This window comes from Pseudomonas sp. HT11, assembly GCF_044875395.1.
Taxonomy (GTDB): Bacteria; Pseudomonadota; Gammaproteobacteria; order Pseudomonadales; family Pseudomonadaceae; genus Aquipseudomonas.
In genome coordinates this window covers 1257140-1281159 of record NZ_CP173217.1, presented here as the reverse complement: position 1 = coordinate 1281159, position 24020 = coordinate 1257140, and the positions used below count along the sequence as shown (strand labels likewise).

Annotated in this window: 20 protein-coding genes; 8 read left to right on the top strand and 12 right to left on the bottom strand. The window is 61.7% G+C overall.

The window, feature by feature from the left end; all coding sequences use genetic code 11:
* Positions 1-5: 5 nt before the first annotated feature.
* From ABWL43_RS05675 to ABWL43_RS05665, 3 genes are read right to left on the bottom strand one after another with little or no spacing between them, the layout of a single operon-like run.
* The gene (locus ABWL43_RS05675; protein WP_145161515.1) at positions 6-872 is read right to left on the bottom strand and encodes a carboxylesterase; all 867 of its coding nucleotides are present in this window, start codon (positions 870-872) and stop codon (positions 6-8) included.
* Positions 869-2263: an aspartate aminotransferase family protein gene (locus ABWL43_RS05670; protein WP_106579418.1), complete on the bottom strand. Its 1395-nt coding sequence runs from the start codon at positions 2261-2263 to the stop codon at positions 869-871. Before ABWL43_RS05670 ends, ABWL43_RS05675 begins: the two co-directional genes overlap by 4 nt.
* Positions 2256-2954, bottom strand: a complete 699-nt coding sequence (locus tag ABWL43_RS05665; RefSeq protein ID WP_262210525.1) for an MtnX-like HAD-IB family phosphatase — start codon at positions 2952-2954, stop codon at positions 2256-2258. Before ABWL43_RS05665 ends, ABWL43_RS05670 begins: the two co-directional genes overlap by 8 nt.
* Positions 2955-3195: 241 nt before the next feature.
* Between ABWL43_RS05665 and ABWL43_RS05660 the strand changes: the two genes are divergently transcribed.
* Positions 3196-3966: a MipA/OmpV family protein gene (locus ABWL43_RS05660; protein ID WP_262210526.1), complete on the top strand. Its 771-nt coding sequence runs from the start codon at positions 3196-3198 to the stop codon at positions 3964-3966.
* Between the two features lie 241 nt (positions 3967-4207).
* Here ABWL43_RS05660 and ABWL43_RS05655 read toward each other — a convergent pair whose 3' ends face one another.
* Both ABWL43_RS05655 and ABWL43_RS05650 read right to left on the bottom strand, forming a co-directional pair.
* On the bottom strand, positions 4208-4861 hold the full coding sequence (locus tag ABWL43_RS05655; protein WP_106579421.1) for a DsbA family oxidoreductase: 654 nt from the start codon (positions 4859-4861) through the stop codon (positions 4208-4210).
* Between the two features lie 55 nt (positions 4862-4916).
* A complete protein-coding gene (locus ABWL43_RS05650) occupies positions 4917-5936 on the bottom strand; it encodes an alpha/beta fold hydrolase (RefSeq protein WP_262210529.1) in 1020 nt (339 codons plus the stop codon).
* A 182-nt stretch (positions 5937-6118) separates the two neighbouring features.
* Between ABWL43_RS05650 and metR the strand changes: the two genes are divergently transcribed.
* Positions 6119-7036 (top strand): transcriptional regulator MetR, encoded by a 918-nt coding sequence (gene metR, locus ABWL43_RS05645; protein ID WP_057012200.1) that lies wholly within the window; start codon positions 6119-6121, stop codon positions 7034-7036.
* Positions 7037-7088: 52 nt separating this feature from the next.
* On the opposite strand, the gene ABWL43_RS05640 is transcribed toward metR, so the two are convergent.
* The 6 genes from ABWL43_RS05640 to ABWL43_RS05615 form a co-directional block, all read right to left on the bottom strand.
* The gene (locus ABWL43_RS05640; protein WP_404487092.1) at positions 7089-7595 is read right to left on the bottom strand and encodes a GNAT family N-acetyltransferase; all 507 of its coding nucleotides are present in this window, start codon (positions 7593-7595) and stop codon (positions 7089-7091) included.
* Complete coding sequence (locus ABWL43_RS05635) at positions 7592-8005, bottom strand: NUDIX domain-containing protein (RefSeq protein WP_242194438.1); 414 nt, start codon at positions 8003-8005, stop codon at positions 7592-7594. The genes ABWL43_RS05640 and ABWL43_RS05635 overlap by 4 nt, the downstream gene beginning before the upstream one ends.
* A gap of 47 nt (positions 8006-8052) precedes the next feature.
* Complete coding sequence (locus ABWL43_RS05630) at positions 8053-9399, bottom strand: HD domain-containing phosphohydrolase (protein ID WP_404487089.1); 1347 nt, start codon at positions 9397-9399, stop codon at positions 8053-8055.
* A gap of 168 nt (positions 9400-9567) precedes the next feature.
* Complete coding sequence (locus ABWL43_RS05625; protein ID WP_242194441.1) at positions 9568-9840, bottom strand: type B 50S ribosomal protein L31; 273 nt, start codon at positions 9838-9840, stop codon at positions 9568-9570.
* A gap of 101 nt (positions 9841-9941) precedes the next feature.
* Complete coding sequence (locus ABWL43_RS05620; protein ID WP_262210535.1) at positions 9942-11267, bottom strand: APC family permease; 1326 nt, start codon at positions 11265-11267, stop codon at positions 9942-9944.
* A gap of 253 nt (positions 11268-11520) precedes the next feature.
* A complete protein-coding gene (locus ABWL43_RS05615; protein WP_145161492.1) occupies positions 11521-12342 on the bottom strand; it encodes a carbon-nitrogen hydrolase family protein in 822 nt (273 codons plus the stop codon).
* Positions 12343-12435: 93 nt separating this feature from the next.
* On the opposite strand from ABWL43_RS05615, the gene ABWL43_RS05610 reads away from it, so the two are divergent.
* From ABWL43_RS05610 to ABWL43_RS05590, 5 genes are all read left to right on the top strand, one after another.
* Positions 12436-13200, top strand: a complete 765-nt coding sequence (locus ABWL43_RS05610) for a LuxR C-terminal-related transcriptional regulator (RefSeq protein ID WP_145161489.1) — start codon at positions 12436-12438, stop codon at positions 13198-13200.
* A 27-nt stretch (positions 13201-13227) separates the two neighbouring features.
* Positions 13228-14847, top strand: coding sequence for an FMN-binding glutamate synthase family protein (locus tag ABWL43_RS05605; RefSeq protein WP_404487086.1), 1620 nt, complete (start codon positions 13228-13230; stop codon positions 14845-14847).
* A gap of 11 nt (positions 14848-14858) precedes the next feature.
* Positions 14859-15143: a putative quinol monooxygenase gene (locus ABWL43_RS05600; RefSeq protein ID WP_145161484.1), complete on the top strand. Its 285-nt coding sequence runs from the start codon at positions 14859-14861 to the stop codon at positions 15141-15143.
* A gap of 58 nt (positions 15144-15201) precedes the next feature.
* The gene (locus tag ABWL43_RS05595; RefSeq protein ID WP_242194452.1) at positions 15202-15498 is read left to right on the top strand and encodes a cupin domain-containing protein; all 297 of its coding nucleotides are present in this window, start codon (positions 15202-15204) and stop codon (positions 15496-15498) included.
* A gap of 132 nt (positions 15499-15630) precedes the next feature.
* Positions 15631-16755, top strand: coding sequence for an OpgC family protein (locus tag ABWL43_RS05590; protein WP_404487083.1), 1125 nt, complete (start codon positions 15631-15633; stop codon positions 16753-16755).
* Positions 16756-16802: 47 nt separating this feature from the next.
* Here the strand turns inward: ABWL43_RS05590 and ABWL43_RS05585 are convergent, their stop codons facing one another.
* Positions 16803-18215, bottom strand: coding sequence for an amino acid permease (locus ABWL43_RS05585; RefSeq protein WP_404487081.1), 1413 nt, complete (start codon positions 18213-18215; stop codon positions 16803-16805).
* A 454-nt stretch (positions 18216-18669) separates the two neighbouring features.
* On the opposite strand from ABWL43_RS05585, the gene ABWL43_RS05580 reads away from it, so the two are divergent.
* A complete protein-coding gene (locus tag ABWL43_RS05580) occupies positions 18670-24009 on the top strand; it encodes a hypothetical protein (RefSeq protein ID WP_404487079.1) in 5340 nt (1779 codons plus the stop codon).
* The last annotated feature ends 11 nt before the right edge of the window (positions 24010-24020 follow it).

Sequence of the window (24020 nt, the reverse complement as noted above, 5' to 3'; positions counted from 1 at the left end):
TAGGCTTAAGCCCGCTGTCGATAGTCTACGGGCGCCTGGATAGCCTCGGCATGTTGCTCGACAAACTCGGCGCTCAACTCGATCACGCGTCGGTATTGCAGGTCGACGGTGATCATGTGGTAGCAGTTGTCCAACAGAATCTTGGTCACGGGGCCGCCCAAATGGCGCTCCACGTAATCGGCATTCCAGCGGCTGGTGATGTCGTCCTCAATGGAGTGCAAAACCAGCGCCGGCACCTTGACCTCGGGCATGCGTTTCTTGACCACGGCGTTCATGCGGTGCAACTCGCGCACCGTAATGCCTTCCATGGTCAGCAAACCGGCTTCACTGCTCTCCCCTTCCTTCATCTGACGCTCGACGATGGCCCGCAGGCGCTCGTTCTTGATGCCGTAAGGCGGCTTCTCTTCGAAGCGGCAGATGTGTACGCCGAAAGGAATCTTCATTAACAACGGCGTCAAGAATGCCAGTTTGTTAATGCTCCAGCCGTCGTACTTCAAGGTGGTGGAATACATCAACAGCCCGGCCACTTGCCCAGGGTGTTCGGCGGCCACGTACATCGACATCACCGCGCCCATGGACAAGCCACCGACAAACACTTGCTCGTGACGTTGCTTGACCTGCACGAAGGTGTTGCGCACGCCTTCGTACCAGTCCAGCCAGCCGGTGGCCTGCAGGTCGCTGTTGTCGCCGCAATGTCCGGCCAGGGTGGGCACGTACACCGTGCAGTTACCCGCCTTGGCCAAGCCTTTGGCGACCTGACGCAATTCCGTCGGGGTGCCGGTCAGGCCGTGGATCAACAGGATCCCGACCGGACCTTCACCGAGAACGAAGCCGGCATCACCTTCACCGAGGTCGATCCCGGAGGCATTCACCGTTTGGTCGCCCGTACCAGCAGTTGCTCGAGCAGCTTCAAGCCCAGGTCGATTTCCGGGTAGCTGATTTCCAGCGACGGCGCCAGGGTGATCACGTTTTTGTAGTAGCCGCCCACGTCGAGGATCAAGCCGAGTTTCTGGCCATCGACGACCATGTCGCCCTTCATGCCTTCTTCGACCATGTAGTCCAGGGTCGCCTTGTCTGGCGTGAAGCCATCCGGGCCACAGATTTCGCAGCGCAGGGCCAGGCCCAGGCCATCGACGTCGCCGATGATCGGGAAACGTTTCTGCAGGTCTTGCAGGCCTTCCAGGAAGTATTTGCCCTTGGCCATGACCATCGCGCCGTAGTCGACTTCGCTGGTCATCTTGAACATTTCCAAACCTACCGCCGTGCCCAGTGGGTTGGAAGCGAAGGTGGAGTGCGTCGAACCTGGTGGGAAGATCTTCGGGTTGATCAACTCTTCACGGGCCCAGATGCCGCCCAGCGGGTTCAGGCCGTTGGTCAGCGCCTTGCCGAAGACGATCACGTCCGGCTGCACGTCGAAGTGCTCGATCGACCACAGTTTGCCGGTACGGTAGAAGCCCATCTGGATTTCGTCGGACACCATCAGGATGCCGTGCTGGTCCAGTACATGCTTGAGTTCGCGGTAGAAGTTCATCGGCGGGATCACGTAGCCGCCGGTGCCCTGGATCGGCTCGACGTAAAACGCTGCATATTCGCTCTGGCCGACTTTCGGGTCCCACACGCCGTTGTATTCGGTCTCGAACAGACGGGCGAATTGCTGCACGCAGTGGCTGCCGTATTCTTCCTTGGTCATGCCTTTGGGGCCGCGGAAGTGGTACGGGAACGGGATGAACTGCGCGCGCTCGCCGAAGTGGCCGTAACGGCGACGGTAGCGGTAGCTGGAGGTGATCGACGACGCGCCGAGGGTACGGCCGTGGTAGCCGCCCTCGAAGGCGAACATCAGGCTCTTGCCGTTGGTGGCGTTACGCACAACCTTCAGGGAGTCTTCGATGGACTGCGAACCGCCGACGTTGAAGTGCACGCGACCGTCGAGGCCGAACTTCTTCTTGGCGTCGACCGCGATCATTTCCGACAGCTCGATCTTGCCTTTGTGCAGGTACTGGCTGGCGATTTGCGGCAGGGTGTCGATCTGCTGTTTCAGCGCGTTGTTCAGGCGCGGGTTGGCGTAGCCGAAGTTGACGGCCGAGTACCACATTTGCAGGTCGAGGTAGGCCTGGTCTTCGGTGTCCCACACGTAGGAGCCTTCGCAACGACTGAAAATACGCGGCGGCTCGATGTAGTGAACAGTGTCGCCGTAGGAGCAGTACTTGGCTTCTTTATCCAGAAGGATCTGGTCTTCGGCAGTGGCGATACGGATATCAGACATGGTGGAAGAGTTCCTGGTTGTCAGCAGTAAAGGTGGTGGCGTTGGCCGCGATGCCCTGAGGCAGCTTGGCCAGCAATGCGGTCACTTCGGCGAAGGTGTCGAAGCGCGCGTGAGGAATGTTGTTGGCCTGGCAATAGTCGGCCAGGCTGCCTTTGGCAAAGACGAAGTCGGCGGTGGAAGCCACGCACATGTCGGACTTGCCGTCGCCAATCACCAGCACGCGCTTGTTGCGCGGGGTGGATTTGCACTTGCAGTTGCCGGAGGCGGCACGGCAGGCATCGCTGGAATACGGGAAGTCGATGCGCCAGCTGTTCTGGTCGACCTGGCGCAAGCGGTTGGCGAGGATCGGCAGCAAGGTCACGTAGTTGCGCGACAGGATGCGCGCGATGCCTTGTTCGATGCCGTCGCTGACCACTTCGATGGTCGCGCCCAGGCCCATGACGTGATCGACAAAGTCCGGGAAGTCCGGGTCGATCTCGACGCTGTCGAAGTACGCCAGCAGTTCAGCCGGGGTTGCTTTGATCAGCGCCAGTTGGCGGCTCAGGCATTCGCGGGAACCGATATGCCCATCCAGCCATTCCTGTTCGATGGTTTCCCACTCGGGGCCGGCGAAGCGTTGGAGGACGTTGTCGATGACGTCGGTTGGGGTGATGGTCCCGTCGAAGTCACACACGATATGCCAGTGGATCATTGCCTTTCCTTGAGTTGGAGGGCTTGGAGAAAATCGCGCTCTTTGCGCTTGCAGGAGGGGTAGAGCAGGGATTGTGCCAACTGGCTAAAAGCCCGCAGGGCTGGGGTTTTGGCCGATGGCCCGAGTGTTTTGTGTCGCAGGAGCTACAATTTTTGTAGCTTGCTACAAACAAGATGAGTGCTTGCGTCAGGGACGCCCTTCGCGCGTGAATGCGCGCATGTTCAGATAAGGAAATGGCTCCATGTTCAAGGTTACTTCTGCTGTATTCGCCGGTTTGCTCGGGCTGTGGGGTTTTTCCAGCACGGTATTGGCCGACGGCATTACCGGCGAAGTGGGCGCGGGTGTCAGCTATCAACCCCACGACCCTACCGGCAGCCGCTACGAAACCCGGCCGATTCCCTACTTCGATCTGGACTGGGGCAGTGTCAGCCTGGGCACCGACGACGGCCTGACCTGGAGCGCGCTGAACACCAACGGCATTACTGCCGGCCCTTACATCAATTACCTGCCGGGCCGCACGGCCAATGGTTCGCTGCGCGGCTTGCGCGATGTGTCGGACATGGCGGAAGTCGGCGGCTTCATCCAATACGCCCCGGCCGAGTTCTGGCGCGTGTACGCGCAGGTCGGCCAGGCCGTGGGCGGCGGGCGTGATCAGAGTGGCGTGCTGGGCAAACTCGGCGGCGAGCTGGGTTACCCGTTGGGTGGCGGCATCATCGGCAGCACCGGCCTGATGGCGCACTTTGCCGATGCGCGCCAGACGCAGACCTTTTTCGGCGTTGACGACAAGGAGTCTGCGGCTTCGGGCATTCGGGCCTATAACGCCAGTGCGGGTTTCCAGAACCTGACGTTGACCCAGAGTTTTGAATTCCCGCTGGATACGCACTGGTCATTGTTGACCAGCGCCAGTTGGACGCACCTGGTGGGGTCGGCGGCCAACAGCACCATCGTCAAGCAGACGGGTGATGTGAACCAGGGGCAGGTGCAGACGGCGATCAGTTACAAGTTTGAGTGATGGGCTGGATCTGGGTGGGTGGCGGCCGGCCCACCGCCTTCGCGAGCAAGCCCGCTCCCACACTTGAAGCTCAGTGCATCAGGTGTACTCGGTCAATGTGGGAGCTGGCTTGCCTGCGATAGCATCAACTGGGTATGCCTGATGTACCGAGGTGCCTGCATCGCAGGCAAGCCAGCTCCTACAGAAAAGCAGATCTGCTTTTGCTTCAATCAGGACAGGTACACAAGGCCGCGAAGACCCATCAGCCCTTGGCCTCACTGATGATCTGACGAATCGCCCCAACAAAGGCCTCAGCCGGCTGCCCCCCACTGACCGCATACTGATCGTTGAACACGATCGTCGGCACCGAAGTCACCCCTCGGGAAATCCACAGCTGCTCTTGCTCGCGCACCTCTGCGGCGTACTCATCGGAAGCCAGAATCTGCGCAGCACGGGTGACATCCAACCCAACACTTTCAGCAATAATCGCCAAGGTCGCAGGGTCGGACGGGTCTTGCCCATCGCTGAAATAAGCCTTGAACAGCGCTTCCTTCAGGTTGTACTGCAACCCTTCCAACCCGGCCCAATGCAGCAAGCGATGCGCATCAAACGTGTTGTAGATACGACTCTGCCCGTCAGTGCGAAACGCAAAGCCCAACGCCGCACCCAAGTCACGAATACGTGCACGGTTAGCCTGCGATTCCTCTGCGGTGGAGCCGTATTTTTCAGTGATGTGCTCAACGATGTTCTGCCCGATAGCCGGCATATTCGGGTTCAGCTCAAACGGCTGGAAATGAATCTCGGCCTGCACCTCGGCGCCCAGTTGGTCCAACGCCTCAGTCAGCCCGCGCAGGCCGATAATGCACCAGGGGCAAGACACGTCGCTGACGAAATCGATTTTCAGGGGAGTACTCATGGTGGGCAACCTCGCTGGCATTGATGCGCCGTAAACGTTGCACGATACACCAACTTCACAACACCTTCGAAGGCTGCCCCACATCAATCTGCGCCCAGTGCGCGGCATCTTCGCGATGGGCTTGCAGGTACGGCAACACCGCCGCCAGCAACGGCGCCTTGAACGCCTCCTGAAAACGATGCGCCAGGCCGGGAATCAACTTCAATTGGCTGCCCTGGATATGCGCGGCCAAATGCACACCGTGCATCACCGGCAGCAACGGGTCGGCAGTGCCATGCACCACCAGCGTTGGCACGCGCAATTGATTGAGCAGCGGCACACGACTGGGCTCGGCGAGGATCGCCATGATCTGGCGCTTGACCCCGTCCGGGTTGAAGGCGCGGTCGTAGGACAGCGCGGCCTGATGCAGCAACACCTGGCGATCGTCCTTCACCAACGGGCTGCCCAACGCCGCCAGCAAGTCGGCCTGCTGCTCCAGCGCCACTTCACGGTTGGGCGCGCTGCGCCGCGACAGCAACTGCACCAACGCCGCACTCGGCGCCGGCAGGCCTTCGGCGCCGGAGCTGGTCATGATCAGCGTCAGGCTCTCGACCCGTTGCGGCGCCATGCCCGCCAGGTGCTGGGCGATCATGCCGCCCATGCTTGCACCCAACACGTGGAATTGGCGGATCTGCAACGCGTCCATCAAGCCCAGGGCGTCGTCGGCCATGTCGGTCAGCGTGTAGGGCGCCGCCACCGGCAGGCCGAGTTTGTAGCGCAGCACTTCGAAGGTCAGGTTGGCACTGGCCGGTGCCTGGCGCCACGTGGACAGGCCGACGTCACGGTTGTCGTAGCGAATCACCCGAAACCCTTGTTCGCACAGCGCCACGACGACTTCGTCCGGCCAGTGGATCAACTGCCCGCCCAGGCCCATCACCAGCAGCAATGCAGGGTCGGACGCACGGCCGATGCTCTGGTAGGCGATGCTCACCTGAGCCAGGTCGACCGTTTGCGTCGGGACATTGACGTCACATCGAGAAGCCGCAAAAGACGGCAGGCCGAACAATAGAGCGGCCAGTAAACACAACACGCGCATGAAAAACACCGAAACACAGAACCCCAGTAGAGCGCGAGTCTGATGAAGTTTGTTCAAGCGCGCTGCCACAGTTGCGTGACAGTTTGATGAACGGCGCCCAGCGGTCATGATCGACACGCCTTGCAACATGAGACAAACTCACGCCATTGCTGTTTCTCACAAATCGTCTTCATGGAGAGCCCGTGCTCGAAATCCGTCACCTCAAGACCCTGCACGCCTTGCGCGAAGCCGACAGCCTGGTCGAAGCCGCCGAGCGCCTGCACCTGACGCAGTCGGCGCTGTCCCATCAGTTCAAGGAGCTGGAAGAGCGCCTGGGCATGCAGCTGTTCGTGCGCAAGACCAAGCCACTGCGCTTTACCAGCGCCGGCCTGCGCCTGCTGCAACTGGCCGACGCCACCCTGCCCTTGCTGCGCGGCGCCGAGCGCGATATTGCGCGGCTCGCCGGCGGCACCGCCGGGCGTTTGCACATGGCCATCGAGTGCCACAGCTGCTTCCAATGGCTGATGCCGACTATCGACCAGTTCCGCGATGCCTGGCCGGAAGTCGAGCTGGACCTGGCGTCCGGTTTCGCCTTCGCGCCACTGCCGGCGCTGGCGCGGGGCGACCTGGACCTGGTGGTGACTTCCGACCCGCTGGAATTGCCGGGCATCACCTACGTGCCGCTGTTCACTTACGAAGCCATGCTGGCCGTGGCCAACCAGCACGCACTGGCGAACAAATCGTACATCGTGCCCGAAGATTTGCTCACCGAGACCCTGATCACCTACCCAGTGGAACGTGATCGGCTGGACATTTTCACGCGCTTTTTAGAGCCGGCCGACGTGGAACCGGCCCAGGTGCGCACCTCGGAACTCACCGTCATGATGATGCAGCTGGTGGCCAGCGGCCGTGGTGTGTGCGGCATGCCGCATTGGGCGCTGCATGAGTACAGCTCGCGCGGTTACGTGAAGGCCAAGCGGTTGGGCGAGAAAGGGCTGTTCGCGACGTTGTATGCGGGGATTCGTGCAGACATGCTGGACGCGCCGTACATGCGCGACTTTTTGCTGACGGCCAAGGACACGTCGTTTTCCACCCTCGATGGCGTCAGCGCAGTGCGCTAGCCGACACAGGTTAAAAATGTGGGAGCGGGCTTGCCCGCTCCCACATTGGCCATCATCCGTCGTTCAGTTCACGCCACATGTGGATCTTGTCGAAGTACTCCTCGCCCACGCGCACCGCCAGTGGCTCCAGGCCGTACTGGATGAAGCCGCAGCGCTGGTACAACGCGAAGGCGGCGTCGTTGCCGGCGGTGACGGTCAGCTGAATCAACTTGAGGCGTGAGTGGCGGCGCGCCTCGCTGAGCGCTGCTTCTACCAGCTGGCGGCCCACGCCCTTCTGCTGATAAGCCTGGTTCACGTACATGCCGAACAAGGTCACCTTGTGCCGCGCTTTCTCACGGGGCTCGAACGCCAGGCCGACAATGCCGACCAATGCGTCCCCCTCAAAAGCCCCGAGCAGCCGATCCAGCGGGCTGTCGACGCGCTTTTCCCACCAGCTCAAGGGCATCAGCGCGCGCTCCGCCACGCTGGAGGTGAACGCCTGCGGATAAGCGCCATACGCCTCAAGCATCAACGCCCGATAAGCCTCGGCGTCGTTGGCGCCAAGCGTGCGTACCATCATGCGTCGCAGGTCAGCGATGCGCGGTAAAACGGCAGGATCACGTCGCGCGTCAACGGCGCCAATTGCAAACCGCCGTCACCGGCTGGGTCGATCCAGCGCACTTCTTCGATTTCGGCCGCGGGCGTCACCGCTACATCGATGTGCACCTGGAACAGCTCGGCGTTCACGGTGAACCCAGGCTCATTGGCGGCAGGGGCCGAGAAGTGACCAAGGTAGACGGCTTGGCTTGGCTCGATGCGCAGGTTGAGTTCCTCAAACAGCTCACGGGCCAGGGCTTGGGCCGGTTGTTCGCCGGCGTCAATCTTGCCGCCCGGTTGCATGAACGCCTGGGTGCCGCGCTTGCGCACCAGCAGGGTTTGGCCGTCGCTGCCAATCAACAGCGCGGCGGCGATGCGGATAGTCGATGTCATGTAAAAACTGCCTTGAATGCAAAGGCGCAAGGATCACAGAAAGTGCGTTATTCGCAAAGCAATCCTTCATGCCCTGCTTTGATAAACACGCTGTACCTGGCGCCTTCCATCGTCTCAAAGGCAATCAACTTGTCCACCAGCGGCAGGTTCAGCACCTTGCCGGCGTTGAGCAACAGCATGCCGTTATCGGCGTTGAGGTTGCGCGCCAGCACCATGCCCTCTTCCAGCTCGCGGGTGCCCAGCACCCTGACGCTGGGGTCGCCCAGGGTCACGTCATTGAGGTACGTGGCGCAGACTGAAACAAAATCTTCGACCATGTCAGGGTCGTAAAGGCGACCGGCGTATTTGCGGATGTAGAGCAGCGCTTCGTCGCTGTTCATCTGGCGTTCGAGGATCAGGCCTTTTTGCAGCTCGATAAAGTCCACCGCCAGTTTCAACAGGCGCGAACCTGCGGGAATCGCGTCACCCTTGAGGTGATCGGGAAAACCGCTGCCGTCCCAGCGCTCCTGATGATGGCGGATAAGCCGCGCTGCGTCTTTCATCGGTTCCAGGGTCATCAGCAACGATTCGCTCTGGGTGGCGTAAGCGCGATAACGCTCACGGTCGCTGCTGTGCAACAGGTCTGAAGGCGAGGCCATCATGCTGTCGCTCCAGCTCAATTTGCCGATGTTGTAGAGCGCGGCAGCCATGGTCAGGTCGCGGTTACTGGCCTCATCTACGCCATGGACCACACACCAGGTGCGCACCAATTCGATGATTTGCCGGTTGGTTTGCTTGGCCCGCGGTAAGCGCAGGTTGGCCAGCAACGAGAACACCTCAGTGCCCGTGGCGTAGCTGTGTTTGAGCTCTTCGTAGGCCAGGTCGAGCATATCGGCGGTTTGCTGCAATTCACTGGTGCGAGAGGCAACACGTTTTTCCAGGGTGGCGTTGAGCTGCTTGAGTTCATCGTTCTGCGCCTGGATCAGCAGCTCCAGGCGCCCACGTTCGCGCTCCGAATGCTGATGGGCCAAGGACTGACGCAGGGCCAGCAGCAGCTCTTCATCGTTCCAGGGTTTGCTCAGGTAACGATAGATCTGGCCTTCGTTAATGGCTTTGACGATCAGCGTCAGGTCGGTCTCGCCGGTCAGCAGGATGCGCACCGTGTGCGGGTGGTGTTGGTGGATGTGCGCCAGCAACGAGGCACCATCCATGTCCGGCAGACGCGCGGCGCTCATCACCAGGTCAATGGGTTGAGTGGCGAGAATGCCCAGGGCATCAGCGGCGCAGGTGGCGCTGTGCAGTTCGAAGGGCTCCAGGCTGAGCAATCGCTTGAGGCTGTGCAAAACATCCGGGTGGGCGTCGATCAACAGCAGCACTGGACGGTTGGCATCGATAAAGGTCACTGACTCTCCCATGGGACACCTCGGATCGTCGATCTGCGTTCCTTACGGTCTGGGACAATGCCTCCTGGCGATTACCAGGTAGTTTAGTTGGTTTTTACAAGGTGATGGCCTTGCGATATCAACGCATAAAAAAAGCCGCTCCCAATGCTGGAGCGGCCTTTGAGGTGAAACGTGAATCCCTCACGCCTCGGCGTTTTTCGGGGTGCTGCCAAACGAAGCAAAACGCTTGTTGAACCCGGCAATCCGGCCTTCGGCCTGAGTCTTGCGCTGCTGGCCGGTGTAGATCGGGTGCGAGGCGCTGGAGACGTCCAGCGGGATGTAAGGGTACGTGTTGCCGTCGCTGTGTGTGTGGGTGCGCTCACTGTCGGCCGTGGAGCCGATCAGGAAGAACACGTCGGCGGCGGTGTCGTGGAACAGCACGGTGCGGTAGTCGGGGTGGATACCAGTTTTCATAGTGCCTCCGGGGCGTTTGAGTGCAATTAATGTGTTACACAGTAACACAAAATCATGCACCCAAACGAGAACCGATTGCAATAAGAATAGACCTGTCGCTTCTATGCAGCTTCCTGGAAGTCCATTTCCGGCGGCTGTTGCGAGAAGCCGCGCGTCAGGAAACCCAGGTAAACCAGGCCGATCGCCAACCACACCACGCCCAGGTAAATCGCCAGATGATCGAGGCTGATCATCAGCCACAAGTCCGCCGCGAGGCCGATGGCCGGGAACAGCAGGAACAGCATCAACTCACGCACGCCACGCGCTTTCGCGCCGATCCAGTAGTGAAAGATCACCGACAGGTTCACCAGGCTGAACGCCAGGAACGCCCCAAAGTTGATGAACGAGGTGGAGGTGGTCACGTCCAGCTTCAATGCCAGTAACGCCACAACCCCACACAACAGGATGCTGTTGACCGGCGTGCCGAAGCGCGCATGCAAGGTGCCAAAGAACGACTTGGGCAACACGCCGTCGCGCCCCATCGCGAACAACAAACGCGAACCACTGGCCTGGGCCGACAGCCCCGAGGCGAACTGGCCGACGATCAAGCCGATCAGGAAGATCGACACAAACAGGTCACCGCCGACATTGCGCGCGATTTCGTAAGCCGCCGAATCCACATCGGCAAACTCGAACGACGGATGCGCGATCTGCACGAAATACGACACGCCAACAAAGATCAATCCGCCGATCAAGGTGATCAGCATGATCGCACGCGGAATGGTACGGCGTGGGTCGCGGGTTTCCTCGGTCAGCGTGCTGACCGCGTCAAAGCCCAGGAACGAATAGCAGGCAATCGCCGCCCCGCTCATGATCAGCGGCATGTGCATCTGGCCGTTGAAGAACGGCGCGACAGTCCACAGCGGCTTGCTCGCATCGCCCCCGATGTAATGGATGCACAGCGCGACAAACGCGATCAGCACCAGAAACTGCACCAACATCAGCAGCGCATTAATGCCATTGGCCAGTTTCAGACCGATGATATTGATCGCCGTGGTGACGCCGATAAACGCCAGCACCCAGATCCATTGCGGCACCGCAGGGAATGCCGAATGCAGGTACGCCGCCCCGATCAACCAGATGGCCATGGGCAAGAACAGGTAGTCGAGCAACACCGCCCAACCGGCGATAAAGCCCAGTTTCGGGCTGATGGCCTTGCGCACGTAGCTATAGGCGGAACCGGCCACCGGAAAGGCCGACGCCATGCGCCCGTAACTCATGGCGGTAAAGAACATCGCCACCAGAGCGGCCAGGTAAGCGGCCGGCACCATGCCGCCGGTGGATTGCGCGAGGATGCCGAAGGTGCCGAGCACAATGATCGGCGTCATATAGGCGATGCCAAACAGCACCACCGACCCTAACGACAGGGTGCGTTGCAAACGAGCCATGAGCGATTCTCCGCTGATTTATTAGATTTATGGCAGAACTGAAGTCGGTGAAGCAGATGTCATTTTTCTTATGATCAAGCGTGTTTACTGTGGCGAGCGGGCTTGATGTGGCGAGCGGGCTTGCCCCGCGTTGGGCTGCGCAGCGGCCCCATTACATTCACTGCATTTCTCCAGGCAAACCGCGGTTGCAGGTTTTAGGGCCGCTTCGCGCCCCAACGCGGGGCAAGCCCGCTCGCCACAAAAAGGGTCAGCCTTAATGGTGTGGAATCAGCAGTTCACGCGTCCCGTCCGTGCGCTCGATCACCTCACCCGGCAATTTCAAGCGCTGGTCGTCGAGGTAGCGGTAGTCCTTGCGAGCCGCCACCAGTTGGTCAAGATCCAGCTCGACGGTAAATTGCCCTTCCTCGCGCCCGGCTTCGAACAGCAGCGTGCCAATCGGGTCGACCAGGGCACTGCCGCCGGCGAACAACAGGCCGCCATCGCCCTCCTCCACGCGATTGACCATCAGCGCAAACGCTTGGTTTTCCTGGGCGCGCGCCATGATCGCGGTGCGGTGCGTGGGGCCGTAAGGGTCCATGTTGCCGTTGGTGACAATCAGCAGTTCGGCGCCCAGTTGCGCGTTGGCGCGGGCGGTTTCCGGGAACTCGATGTCGTAGCAGATCAACAGGCCGACGCGCACGCCGTTCCACAGGCAAGTGGCATAGCGGTCACCCGGCGTGAACACGCCGCGATCCGAGGCCCACAGGTGGGTCTTGCGATACCGCAGGGCAATGCCCTCGGGGGTGATCAGCAACGTGGTGTTATAGAATTGGCCGGCGTCGCTCTCGGCCATGCCGATCACCACGGCGATATTGCCTGCGCGGGCCGCCTCGATAACGGCCTGCACGGTCGGGCCATCCACCGGCTCGGCGATGTCGGCGACGGTCTCGGCTGACGGGAAGCCCATCAGGTGGGTTTCCGGAAATACGATCAGTTGCGTGTCGGCGGCGCAGGCAGCAATTGCCGCCAAGGCGCGCTCAAGGTTGTAAGCTGTGCCGTTATCACGACCTGCCAACTGGGCAAATTCGACCTTCATGGGAAGTCCTGTTGTTTTATCTGTGGCGCAGTATGCGCAGCCGCAACCGTCGGGGAAATCACGCCGCCGGGGTAACCCTATGGGGGTAGACGAATGACAGTCTCGCTGCAAGACATCGCCTGGCACCGTTCGGTGGGGCAAATGATAGACGCCCTCGACCAGGCCAACTTCTGGACCCAGCTCGTGCGCTTGCTGGACAACTACGTGCCGTTCGACAGCTGGGTGGTATTGCTGTTCAGCAACGCGCACCGCCCGCTGGTATTCGCCGAATGCCCGGGCGCCGACGGCACGCCGGACCAGTTGTTCCAGGACTACCTCAACGGCCTGTACCTGCTCGACCCCTTCTACATCGCCAGCCGCGAACACTCACGCACCGGGCTGTTTCGCCTGGCCGAAGTCGCGCCGGAGCACTTTGAACTCACCGAGTACTACCAGCGCTACTTCCGCCTGAACGTGGTGGCCGATGAAATCCAATTCAATTGCCAGCTGCCGGATGGGCGTACCCTGTGCCTGTCCCTGGGCTCCAAACAGCGGTTTGACCCGCAGCAGATCGCCCTGCTGTCGCTGATCCAGCCCTGGGTCTTGAGTTTGCTGCGCCAGCGCCTGCCCTATGAACTCAATCAGGTCAGCGCCCCGCAGCCGCCGGTGCAAACGGATGACTGGGGCGCGCAACTCACCGCCCGCGAGCTGGATGTGGGCCGCTTGATGCTCAGCGGTTGCTCCAGCAAGGAAATCGCTCGTAAGCTGGAAATCTCTGTTGAAACCGTGAAAGTCCATAAGAAACACATGTACAGCAAGCTAGGGATCAAATCCCAGTCGGAGCTGTTCTCGATCTTTCTACAGGCGCAAAACGCCTAGCCGATGAGTGAACCCAAGGAAAACCGTATGAGCCTGTCGTTACTAAGCCGTTACGCCTTCTTTGCCGTGTGCGTCATTTTCACCCTCGCCAGCCTCCCTTTTATCGAACATGAATGGCTGTGGCCGATCACCGTGGTCACCGGCGTGCTCAGCCTGATCGGTCTGGTCGACCTGCTGCAAAGCCCCCACGCGGTGCGCCGCAACTACCCGATCCTGGGCAATATCCGTTACCTGGTGGAGGCCATCCGCCCGGAAATCCGCCAGTACCTGCTTGAATCCGACAGCGATGCGCTGCCCTTCTCACGCGCGCAACGCTCACTGGTTTATTCGCGCGCCAAGAACGAAACCGCCGACAAACCCTTCGGCACCCTGATCGACGTGTATCAATCCGGCTTCGAATTCATCAGCCACTCCATGCGCCCAGCGCCGTTGAGTGACCCGAGCGCGTTTCGCGTGATGGTCGGCGGCCCGCAGTGCAAGCAGCCGTACTCGGCGTCGGTGTTCAATATCTCGGCCATGAGTTTCGGCTCGTTGAGCGCCAACGCCATTCGCGCGTTGAACCAGGGCGCCAAGCTTGGCAACTTTGCCCACGACACCGGCGAAGGCAGCATCAGCCCGTACCACCGCGAAAACGGCGGCGACCTGACCTGGGAACTGGGCAGCGGCTATTTCGGCTGCCGCACCAGCGATGGCCGCTTCGACCCGCAACGCTTCGCCGCGCAGGCGCAGAACCCGCAAGTGCGCATGATCGAAATCAAGATGAGCCAGGGCGCAAAACCCGGCCATGGCGGGATCCTGCCCAAGCACAAGGTCACCCAGGAAATTGCCGAGACCCGCGGCATCATGATGGGCGAAGACTGCATCTCGCCGTCGCGCCACAGCGCGTTTTCCACGCCGATTGAAATGATGCAGTTCATCGCCCAACTGCGCGAACTGTCCGGCGGCAAACCGGTGGGCTTCAAGTTTTGCCTGGGCCACCCGTGGGAGTTCATGGGCATTGCCAAGGCCATGCTCGAAACCGGCATCCTCCCGGACTTTATCGTAGTCGACGGCAAGGAAGGCGGCACCGGCGCCGCGCCGGTGGAGTTCACCGACCACATCGGTGTGCCGCTGCGTGAAGGTCTGCTGTTTGTGCACAACACGCTGGTGGGCCTGAACCTGCGTGACAAGATCAAGCTCGGCGCCAGCGGCAAGATCGTCAGCGCATTCGATATCGCCAGCGTTCTGGCCATTGGCGCCGACTGGGCCAACGCCGCGCGCGGCTTCATGTTTGCCATCGGCTGCATCCAGTCGCAGAGCTGCCACACCAACAAGTGCCCGACCGGCGTTGCCACCCAGGACCCGCTGCGCCAACGTGCGCTGGTGGTCCCGGACAAAGCGCAGCGCGTGTTCAACTTCCACCGCAACACCCTCAAGGCCCTGGCGGAAATGCTCGCCGCAGCCGGTCTGGATCATCCCTCGCAGCTGTCGGCCAAGCACCTGGTGCGACGCATGTCGGCGACTGAAATCAAACTGTTCTCGCAACTGCATGTGTTCCTCAAGCCCGGTGAATTGCTCACCGGTGAAGTAAATGGCCAGTTCTATTCGCGCATGTGGCAGATGGCACGCGCGGACAGTTTTGAGCCGCATGACGTCGAAGCTGCGTGAGGAGACCGGCCATGCTCAAAGTTATCGCTGAAGATTTCATCAAGCCCGAACACGTGGAAACCGTGCGCCCGTGGTATGCCGAACTGGTGGAAAAAACCCGCCTGGAACCGCTGTGTATTGCCTACGAGCTGTTTGTCGATCAGAAAGACCCCGGGCACTTCGTGTTCATCGAGCTATGGCCCGATCAGGCCGCGCTGGATGCTCACTGCCAGACCGAACACTTCACCCGGCTGGTGCCGCAGATCAATGCACATCAGGCCAAGCCCTGCCGGTTCGTGTTGATGGATGCGTTCTAAATTCCTTATTGCTGCTGAACCGGACCACCGACGGCATCGTTGAAACCAGGAGATTCACATGCCGTTACTCGACTTCGCCGCCCTCGCCGGGCAACTGCCCGACAGCTGGAAATCCACGCGCCTGGGCCAGGTAGGCCCGGCGCGGATCAAGGTGTTGCGCATGGATGAGCAGGCCTACGAGGAAGAAACCCACGCTTACAACGAAGGCCTGCTGGTGATCAGCGGCCAGTTGCGCCTGAGCATCGGCGACGAGGAAATCCGCGTACAAGCCGGCCAGATGTACCTCGTCGAAGCCGGTATCGCCCATGCTGTCCTTGCCGGTAGCCAAGGCACATTGGTGATCATTGATGTCTAGAGACATTCAGTAATACCCAGCCTTTGCAATTGCTTACAAATACCGCCAACCTGCGCCCGCCCGACGTGCGGCGTGCGACAACGCCGCCGTGCACCTGTCATTACTAAACTATTTGTTCAAGAGCCCGCTGCCATGCTGAACGGACGCGACCCGCGCATCGATTTTTTTCGGGGCCTGGCGTTGATCTTCATTTTCTGGGATCACGTCCCCCACAACCCCCTCGGCCAGATCACCCTGCGCAATATCGGTTTCAGCGACGCGGCTGAAGTCTTCGTGTTCCTTGCCGGCTACGCCTCGGTGCTGGCCTACGGCAAGGTTTTGCAGCGCGAAGGCTACTGGATGGCCTGCCTGAAGATCCTGCGGCGCACCTGGGTGTTGTACGTGGTGCACATCTTCCTGCTGGCAATGCTGATGGGCATCGTGTTTTTCGCCAACAGCCATGTGGAAACCCGCGACCTGGTCGAAGAGATGGGCCTGACGCATTTCGTCACCCACCCGCAGCAAGCGCTGGTGGATGAATTGCTGCTGCGCTTCAAGCCGAACCTGATGGACCCGTTGCCCCTGTATATCGTGCTGCTGGCGGGCTTGCCGCTGGTTCTGCCGCTGCTGCTGCGCAAGACCTGGGCGGTGGTCGCGGTGTCGATGGCGGTGTACTTGCTGGCGCCGCACCTGGGCTGGAACCTGGCCGCCATCGCTGACGGCGTGTGGTACTTCAACCCGGTCACCTGGCAGTTTCTGTTTATCCTGGGTGGCGCAGCGGCCATTCACGGGCAACAACCCCGCGCACAGGATAATCGGCCACTGCTGCGCCAGCCGTTGTTCGTCACGGCGGCGGTCTACGCACTGGCGGCGGGTGTGCTCACCCTCGCCTGGCGTTGGCCTGAGGTGCACGACGCGTTGATGCCAGCGGCCTTGAGCGAACTGCTCTACCCGATCAGCAAGACCGACTTGTCACCGGTGCGACTGTTGCACTTCCTGGCGCTGGCCTACGTCACCGCCAAACTGTTGCCTGGGCGTGCCTGGACACAAAATTGGCTGGCCCGGCAGACCTGCCGGATGGGGCGTTATTCGTTGGAAGTATTCTGCCTGGGCGTCTTACTGGCGCCGCTGGCGGATATGCTCAACGCCCTGGCTGGCGATGCCTTCACCATGCAAATCGTCACCGCACTGGTTGGCGCCGCCCTGATGGCCGCGCTGGGGGCCTGGCTGGAATTCAACCAACGCCTGAGCCAATCGCCGCGCGTGGCCACCGCCTGAACAACAAAAAGCCCCGATCCCGGGGCTTTTTGTTGTGCGCCTGAACGTCAGGCTTGAGCACGCGCCGCAGCATTGATGGGCTGCAACTTGAACACGTAGAACAGCACGGTCAGCAGCACCAGGAACACCGGGCCGACATACAGCGCCACACGCGTGTCCGGGAAGTACGCCATCAGCCCAACCACCAGCACCAGGAACGCCAGCGCCAGGTACGAACTGACCGGGTACAGCCACATGCGGTACTTCAGGCCGGCTGCCTCGGCCGGGCTCAGGCTTTTGCGGAATTTAAGCTGAGCCAGCAGGATCATCAGCCAGGTCCAGATCGCGCCGAAGGTGGCGATGGACGTCACCCAGACGAAGACTTTCTCGGGGACCATGTAGTTGAGCAACACGCCCAGCAGCAGCACGAAAATCGACAGCAGCAGCGCCTTGCGCGGTACGCCGTTGCTTGAGGTGGTGCCGAATGCGGCCGGGGCCTGACCGTTCTGCGCCAGGCTGTAGAGCATACGGCCGGTGCTGAAGATGCCGCCGTTGCAGGAGGACAACGCAGCCGTGATCACCACAAAGTTGATGATGCCAGCGGCGGTCTTGATGCCCAGTCGCTCGAAGGTCATCACGAACGGGCTGCCCTGGGTGCCGATTTCATTCCATGGGTAGATCGACAGAATCACGAACAACGCCCCCACGTAGAACAGCAGGATGCGCCAGAACACCGAGCCGATGGCGCTCGGGATAGTCTTCCGCGGGTTCTTCGCTTCACCGGCAGTAAGGCCGATCATCTCGACGCCCAGGTACGCGAACATCACCATTTGCAGGGACATCAACACACCGGTCACACCATTGGGCATAAAGCCGCCGTGGGCCCACAGGTTAGAAATCCCCAGCGCCACACCGTCGTTGCCGAAGCCGAACGCGATGATGCCGACGCCGCCGATCACCATGGCAATGATCGTGACGATCTTGATCAGCGCGAACCAGAACTCGAACTCACCGAATGCCTTGACCGCAATCAGGTTGATCGTGCCCATGCTGACCAGCGCCGCCAGCGCCCAGATCCAGCGCGGCACATCGGGAAACCAGACGCCCATGTAGACGGCAACGGCGGTGATTTCTGCCACGCAGGTCACCAGCCACAGGAACCAGTAGTTCCAGCCGGTCAGAAAGCCCGCCAGCGGGCCGAGGTAGTCCTGGGCATAACGGCTGAACGAACCGGCGACGGGGTTATGCACCGCCATTTCGCCGAGCGCGCGCATGATCACCAGGATCGCCAGGCCGCCAATGATGTAGGAGAGCATGATCGCCGGGCCGGCCATTTCGATGGCCTTGGCGGAACCCAGGAACAGGCCGACACCGATACAGGCGCCGAGGGCCATCAGGCGAATATGCCGTTCGCCCAGTTCACGTTTCAGCGGGCCGCCCTGAGCGGTCTCGCCATGGGGCAGCTGATTGCCAACTGGCATAGGGGTACAACCTCGTCTTGTTATTGGATATGAACCACCGAGCGTTGCGCACGCCATGCCGGTAAGCCGGGGGCGAACTTCAACCAGGCCTGTTTCGTGGACAGGCGCGTCCGGCAGCGCACAGCCTGCGGGATCGGCGGGGGTGCAGTATAAAAAGCCGACACTAGGGTCTTTCACTCTAAAAATGACTAAATTCAGCGATAAATCTGGGTAAATACGCCTTTTACAAGGAAGCATTACCTGCCTTTACGCATTTATCAGGTCATCGCGAGGGCCGCGAGTATTGCACAGTGATGGTGCAGCGTCATGCCTGGGCCGACGCCCTCTGGCTGTCAACGAAGGCTCTGGCCCAACGCTTCGAGCTCGGCCACAGGCAAATCGGAAACGTCATGATCCCCCCGCCAACGGCACTCCCTCAGGATGATGCAATTGCATCCATGCACAGGGAAAATCAATGGACACGCCTACCGAGCGCCTCGAGCAGGGCCGCACCCGACGCCAGGAGGGTGACCAGCACATGGTCACTATCCTGATCAATCATTTGAGTTCCACCAGCGCCGAGCCGCTGCTGATACCGCCCCATTCGTCGCCAGGTTGCTGGCTGCAACTCTGGCGCCAGGCCATTAACCGCCCGCGCTTCATCGCCTGGGCCCGGCAACGGAACATCGACCTCGCCAGCCTGACCCTGGCCAATGGCACCCTGACAGACCGGACGCGACACACCTGGACCCTGTGGGACGACGCGCCAGGGCGCGCCCTGGCCCTTCCCCTGTTGACCATCGCCGACATACTGGACCCAGCGGCCACCGGCCTGCCGTACGGGCCGATGACTGCCGGCGAGAACACGCTGCAATTGCCCGCCAGCCAGGTGCTGCGCTTCTACGGTTACCCTCAGCCGCAGACCCGGGGGCAGCGAATGATCGTCATCCAGGCCCTCGATCAGCTCAACCCTTTCGCCAGCGCCAACCCAACACTGGCGGATGATTTCGAGCGGCTGAACCAAGACCTGCTGCAGCTGGCCGACAGCCTGGAGGCTGCTGCGGGCGAGGCGGGTTTCAACCCGCAAACCGCTCACCGCCAGAGGCTGACCCTCGCCTCCGGCTCTTTTGCAGCCAACGCCCAACAAACCGGCGCAGCGCTGCTGGATTACATCACCCGTCATCAGGACTTCCTGGCGCTGAAGCCGGTTCACGGCCTGCAGCCCGGCCATTACACATTCGATCCCGATACCCGCCAGCTCACCGGCCAGCGCGCCAATGGCGCACAGGTAGCACTCGGCATCGAATGGCTGTTGCCGCTGCCATTGGCAGGCCGTCTCGAACAACTGGTCAGTGTGGCGCAACAGCTCGGCACCTCTATTCACCAAAGCGGTCAGTTCAGCGTGGCGCAGTTGCTGCAGTGCCATGACCTGGCAGTGCCCGCCACGCCAGACGCGGCCAGGGCGCTGAGCCTGCGCCTGCGCCTGCGCGCGTCGCAGCCTCTGCACGTGCTGCCTGTTTGCGACTTCGCGGGTGCCGATATTGCGCTGATGCAGCAACGGCACTGGCAGCGTCTGGACCATGACCGCGACCATGCCGCGGCGGCTTTGCGCACGCTGCTCGAGGGCAAAGTCGCTGACGCCGTGATTGCCACGCACGCGCCATTGCTGCAGGCCTCGGCCGGCGACGCCCATTTGCATCCGGCACTCGCACCTGCGCCGCGCACCGAAGCGCGCAGCCTCGCCCAGCTTCTGCAAGGGCACGGTCTTGCCGTTCCACGTACCGCTGGCGACGCCCTCGGTACGCTGCAAATCCTCGAAATGACCCTGCCGCGCAGCACTGAACACGCTGACTATCGACAGGGCCTGCCCTTAACGCCAGGCCAGCGCGAGACCGTGCGAAATGCGGTCAACGCCTGGCTGCCGCGCACGAGCAGCAGGCTGTTGGAATATCTGGTGGGGCCCTTGTTGGCCGAGCTGTCGCGAAGCGCGATTCGCACCCAGGCCGACCGGTTGCTCAAGCTCATGCTCAGGCGCCCTCCTGCCCGGCAACTGGGCCGACGGTTGCTGGAGGCACTGGGCGGATACGGTCAACACCCGCACGAACACACCAACAGTGCCAGCCTTGAAAACCTGGTGCTGGCCGCGCTGATGATCGAACTCGACCCGCTGCAGGATGAACAGCGTTACGTCGTCGCGGGGTTCGACCTCGCCGAAAGCAGCCAATGGGGCCGCTCCCATGCGGCCCTGCGTGAAGACCTGGAACTGCACCTGATACGCAGCGGCGCCGTCTCGGCTGAGGCCACGCCGCTGGCCGCCCACCTGCTGCTCGCGGGGGCAGCGCCGGAGTTTTTGGTGCGAGAACTGCCGGCCACGTTGCGCTTCATGACCTCCACCCACTGGCTGGTGTTCAGCCAAGGCGTGGCGATGGCGCACAGGGTCGCGCCCGGCTCACCGCAGCAGCTGAGCTACAACGATGTCATCGCCCTGGCGTCACGGGAGGACACCTCGCCCGAGCAGCAACAATGGCGCGAATACACCGCAACCCAAGGCCTGCTCGATTGGGCTGTCGCCCAGGGTGAGCTGACGCAACAGGCCGACGGCCGCTACCCGATCAGCGAGATCGACGCGGCGAAAGCCCGACTGCAAGCGCGCCTGGAGGCACTGAAAAGCGCGTTCATGACGTTCGCCAGCGACCTTCCGACGCGCCGGTCGGTGGCGCTCGACGACCTGCGAAAAGTCTTCCCGGGGCACCCCCGCATCAATACGCCCGACCTGCGCTGGGCGTTGGGGTCGCGCTTGCAACTGAACCTCGGCCTGGCGTCCAACGGCCCACCCCGTTGGCATAACGTGCCTTACCTCAGCGAGCACTCCCTGGTGGACTTGCACAGCCAGGGCTGGCTGCAGCCTTTTTCGCGCCACTGGGCATCGGTTCATCCACACCTGAACCTGAACCTGATGCGCAGCGCGTTCAGCCGTCTGGGGCATGTGAATACGCTGTTCGAGGCAGCCTTCGACGCCCACATTGATCGCCTTAAACAGGCGTACGCCACCACCCTCCAGGACCTGTTGGCACAATTACCGCTGGCCGAGCGTGCCCGGCTGCCCATCGGCGAGCTGCAACTGCTGGTGCTGAGCAAGGCGGCCACCAAGCCAGAAGGCCTGGAAACCCGCGAGGAAAAAAGTGCCCGCGTCGGGCGCTTCGGCATCCTCCTGCGCTGCACCCTGCCCCACGCTACCCACGATTACGAGTTGTTCCCACTGCTCAACCGCCTGCATAAACGCAGCGGGCCCGCCCTGGTGTTTGACCTGGGCGGCAAGCCCCTGTCGGTCACCACCGGCCGACCAGGCTCGGTTCAACCCGTCAGCCGCTTGCACACCGGCAATCAACTGGGCGTCGACTGGCAAGCCTACGAAACCGGCAGCGCGCCGCGGCCGAACATGTTCTCCACCGTGGTCGTCGAGCAGCTATGGCAGCAGGGCCCCACACCCGATGAAAGCGGCGCCCCGCGGTTCGGTTCGGCGATCCTGCGCAGCATCACCCAGGCCATTGTCGAGCGGCATTTTTTTCTCGACGTCGAAGCCGCACGACAACAGGCGCATGGCGCGTCCGCCGAAGAGGAGTTTGAACGCCACCACGAAGCGTTGACGCAGCGCCTCAAAATCCTCGTGCCGTTGTGGTCGTGCGGCCAGGACATCGCTTCGGGCGATCCACACCGCATGACCTATGGCAGCTACCAGTGCCTGCTCGACCTGTTCAGCCTGCTGATGCCCGCCCGCGCCTACTCGTCGGCCGGCCTGGCGGTATTGAAAAGCACTGCCCCGCTGCCAATAAAACTGCTGCAACTGGGCAAAGCGAGTACGCACCTGCTGCATGCAACCCTCAACCCCCTCGACCACATTCCCCGACTTGCCAGAGTGGCCCGCAACGGCCTGGTCAGGCTGGGCATGGACGCGTGGCACACCCTGAGGCAATCCATCGAGCAAACCCAACGCTGGACCGCCAACACGTCGTTGCGCGAGTACGTGCGCTGGCTGTCCAGGGCCGACATCGGCATCGGTGCCGTGCTGGGCGGGAGCGACTTTTCGCGCATTGTCGCGGTGATGCGCGAAAAGCAGTGGTACGCCTTCGACCCTTTCAGCGCGAGGCCCTATGGGCCACCGCTGGCGAGCTTTCGTCTGGACAGCGCCCTGAGCGTGACACCGGTGCACTGCGTCAACGGTTACCAGGCGCGCGTCACCGAGCGCCTGTTTGACACTCCGCCATTGCTGATTCCCCGCGCCACCGCCACGGATTTACTGGTTGATGGCAAGGTCATGCGCCTTGAACACAGTGCCCCGACCCACTTGGACGACCTGGCATCGCCCGCCCATTTTCGCGTAGAGCACCATTTCGACACCCGCTGCACGCCCACCCGAAGAAAACGCAATGCGCCCCCCTTCATCTGCTTCACCAAACGGCTGTCTGCGTTTGCCAACTCCATTCATCAACGCCGCGTGCAAGCGCTGGAACATATCCGGATCATTCCCGCGCCCGGCCAGGGCGGTGCAAAACAGCGACTGGCGTATCACCACACCGTTTACGAAGTCAGCCGTGACGACGTCGCCTTTGAGCTGACCCAGGTCGCGGCACCGCCGTTGATCTATCGCCGCCGCACGCTGGGCACGCTTGTCGATGAACCGCAATTCGGGCTGCCCGACGACCAACTGGACAACCTGCTGGGCCATGAAACCCGGGTGGTGGAACTGCAAGGCATCGCCGAAGGCATTGATGACACGCGCATCCTGCGAGCCATGGTGTTCGAACTCTCCCGGCCTGGACCGATCCCCGGCCCACGCTGGGTTGTCGAGGCCGACACCGGTGTGTTCTATGAAGTGATCCAGACCGCCAACCCGCCAGAACTGGTCTTCGATTACCTGGACTTCAGCCAGGGCGGCGAGCACGCGCGGCTGATCCACGCCTTCTGCGGTTACAAGCGCGATTACCTGGACATCGCCGAACTCATGCCCACGCAACCACTGGTGGCGCTGCCGACGCTGGAGGTGCTGTACCGGCAACTGGCGGCCCGCGGTTTTTCTGACGGCACCTTGGCAAGGCTGCGCCATACCGCCAGTACCCTGACCCCCCTCAAACAACGGGAATTATTGTTGAACGCGTCCAGCCAGGGACAGCGTCTGGATGTGCATGTCGCCGCCAAACCCTTGCAGCTGGATATATGGCCGCCACGCCCGCTAGTAGCCGGCGGCCCCAGCGCCGCGCAGATCAACGAGTACCTCGCGCAGAAAGCCCACGCCAGCACGCAGGCGTTGGTCGAAAGAACCGGAGTCGGCGCCGCCAACCTCGTTACCGATGCCGTTGACGACCTGGCGCGGTTGCGGATCGCAGCCCCCGTGGTGCTGTGGCAATACTCCCTGGTCGGGCAGCCCGACTACACCGAGATCATCCTCAAGACCGGCGCCGGCAATTGCGACCAGATGGCCCATGTTGCCCATGAGCTGATCCGCACCAACGGCGGTGTCTCGCAGATATGGGGCTCGCGTCCGCCTACCCATGCCTTTGTGGTGGTCGGCAAAACGCCGTCAAGCCTGGTCGAGACCCAGGACTTCAAGGAGGACGACTGGCAAGGCCTGTGGATCTGCGACCCCTGGGCCCGGATTGCCTGCCCGGCCAATCAGTACCCGAACGCGTTTAACGAACGGGTGCGTGACTGGTCCGGCCAGCACATGTCGGTTTACTACAAGGGCCAGTGGGAGCGAATCGAAAACTCCAGCTGGCTGGCGGACTGGAACCGCGGCCTGAAACTTTCATGGAGCTAGCAAGCCCGCAC

What these genes read in the sequence shown, in the direction of transcription:
- ABWL43_RS05650 (WP_262210529.1), bottom strand. Translation starts at nt 5,936, where the DNA reads ATGCGCGTGTTGTGTTTACTGGCCGCTCTATTGTTCGGCCTGCCGTCT.
- ABWL43_RS05655 (WP_106579421.1), bottom strand. Translation starts at nt 4,861, where the DNA reads ATGAGTACTCCCCTGAAAATCGATTTCGTCAGCGACGTGTCTTGCCCC.
- ABWL43_RS05615 (WP_145161492.1), bottom strand. Translation starts at nt 12,342, where the DNA reads ATGAAGGTCGAATTTGCCCAGTTGGCAGGTCGTGATAACGGCACAGCT.
- ABWL43_RS05610 (WP_145161489.1), top strand. Translation starts at nt 12,436, where the DNA reads ATGACAGTCTCGCTGCAAGACATCGCCTGGCACCGTTCGGTGGGGCAA.
- ABWL43_RS05670 (WP_106579418.1), bottom strand. Translation starts at nt 2,263, where the DNA reads ATGTCTGATATCCGTATCGCCACTGCCGAAGACCAGATCCTTCTGGAT.
- ABWL43_RS05625 (WP_242194441.1), bottom strand. Translation starts at nt 9,840, where the DNA reads ATGAAAACTGGTATCCACCCCGACTACCGCACCGTGCTGTTCCACGAC.
- ABWL43_RS05620 (WP_262210535.1), bottom strand. Translation starts at nt 11,267, where the DNA reads ATGGCTCGTTTGCAACGCACCCTGTCGTTAGGGTCGGTGGTGCTGTTT.
- ABWL43_RS05640 (WP_404487092.1), bottom strand. Translation starts at nt 7,595, where the DNA reads ATGATGGTACGCACGCTTGGCGCCAACGACGCCGAGGCTTATCGGGCG.
- ABWL43_RS05580 (WP_404487079.1), top strand. Translation starts at nt 18,670, where the DNA reads ATGGACACGCCTACCGAGCGCCTCGAGCAGGGCCGCACCCGACGCCAG.
- ABWL43_RS05595 (WP_242194452.1), top strand. Translation starts at nt 15,202, where the DNA reads ATGCCGTTACTCGACTTCGCCGCCCTCGCCGGGCAACTGCCCGACAGC.
- ABWL43_RS05665 (WP_262210525.1), bottom strand. Translation starts at nt 2,954, where the DNA reads ATGATCCACTGGCATATCGTGTGTGACTTCGACGGGACCATCACCCCA.
- ABWL43_RS05630 (WP_404487089.1), bottom strand. Translation starts at nt 9,399, where the DNA reads ATGGGAGAGTCAGTGACCTTTATCGATGCCAACCGTCCAGTGCTGCTG.
- ABWL43_RS05660 (WP_262210526.1), top strand. Translation starts at nt 3,196, where the DNA reads ATGTTCAAGGTTACTTCTGCTGTATTCGCCGGTTTGCTCGGGCTGTGG.
- ABWL43_RS05585 (WP_404487081.1), bottom strand. Translation starts at nt 18,215, where the DNA reads ATGCCAGTTGGCAATCAGCTGCCCCATGGCGAGACCGCTCAGGGCGGC.
- ABWL43_RS05635 (WP_242194438.1), bottom strand. Translation starts at nt 8,005, where the DNA reads ATGACATCGACTATCCGCATCGCCGCCGCGCTGTTGATTGGCAGCGAC.
- ABWL43_RS05590 (WP_404487083.1), top strand. Translation starts at nt 15,631, where the DNA reads ATGCTGAACGGACGCGACCCGCGCATCGATTTTTTTCGGGGCCTGGCG.
- ABWL43_RS05600 (WP_145161484.1), top strand. Translation starts at nt 14,859, where the DNA reads ATGCTCAAAGTTATCGCTGAAGATTTCATCAAGCCCGAACACGTGGAA.
- ABWL43_RS05605 (WP_404487086.1), top strand. Translation starts at nt 13,228, where the DNA reads ATGAGCCTGTCGTTACTAAGCCGTTACGCCTTCTTTGCCGTGTGCGTC.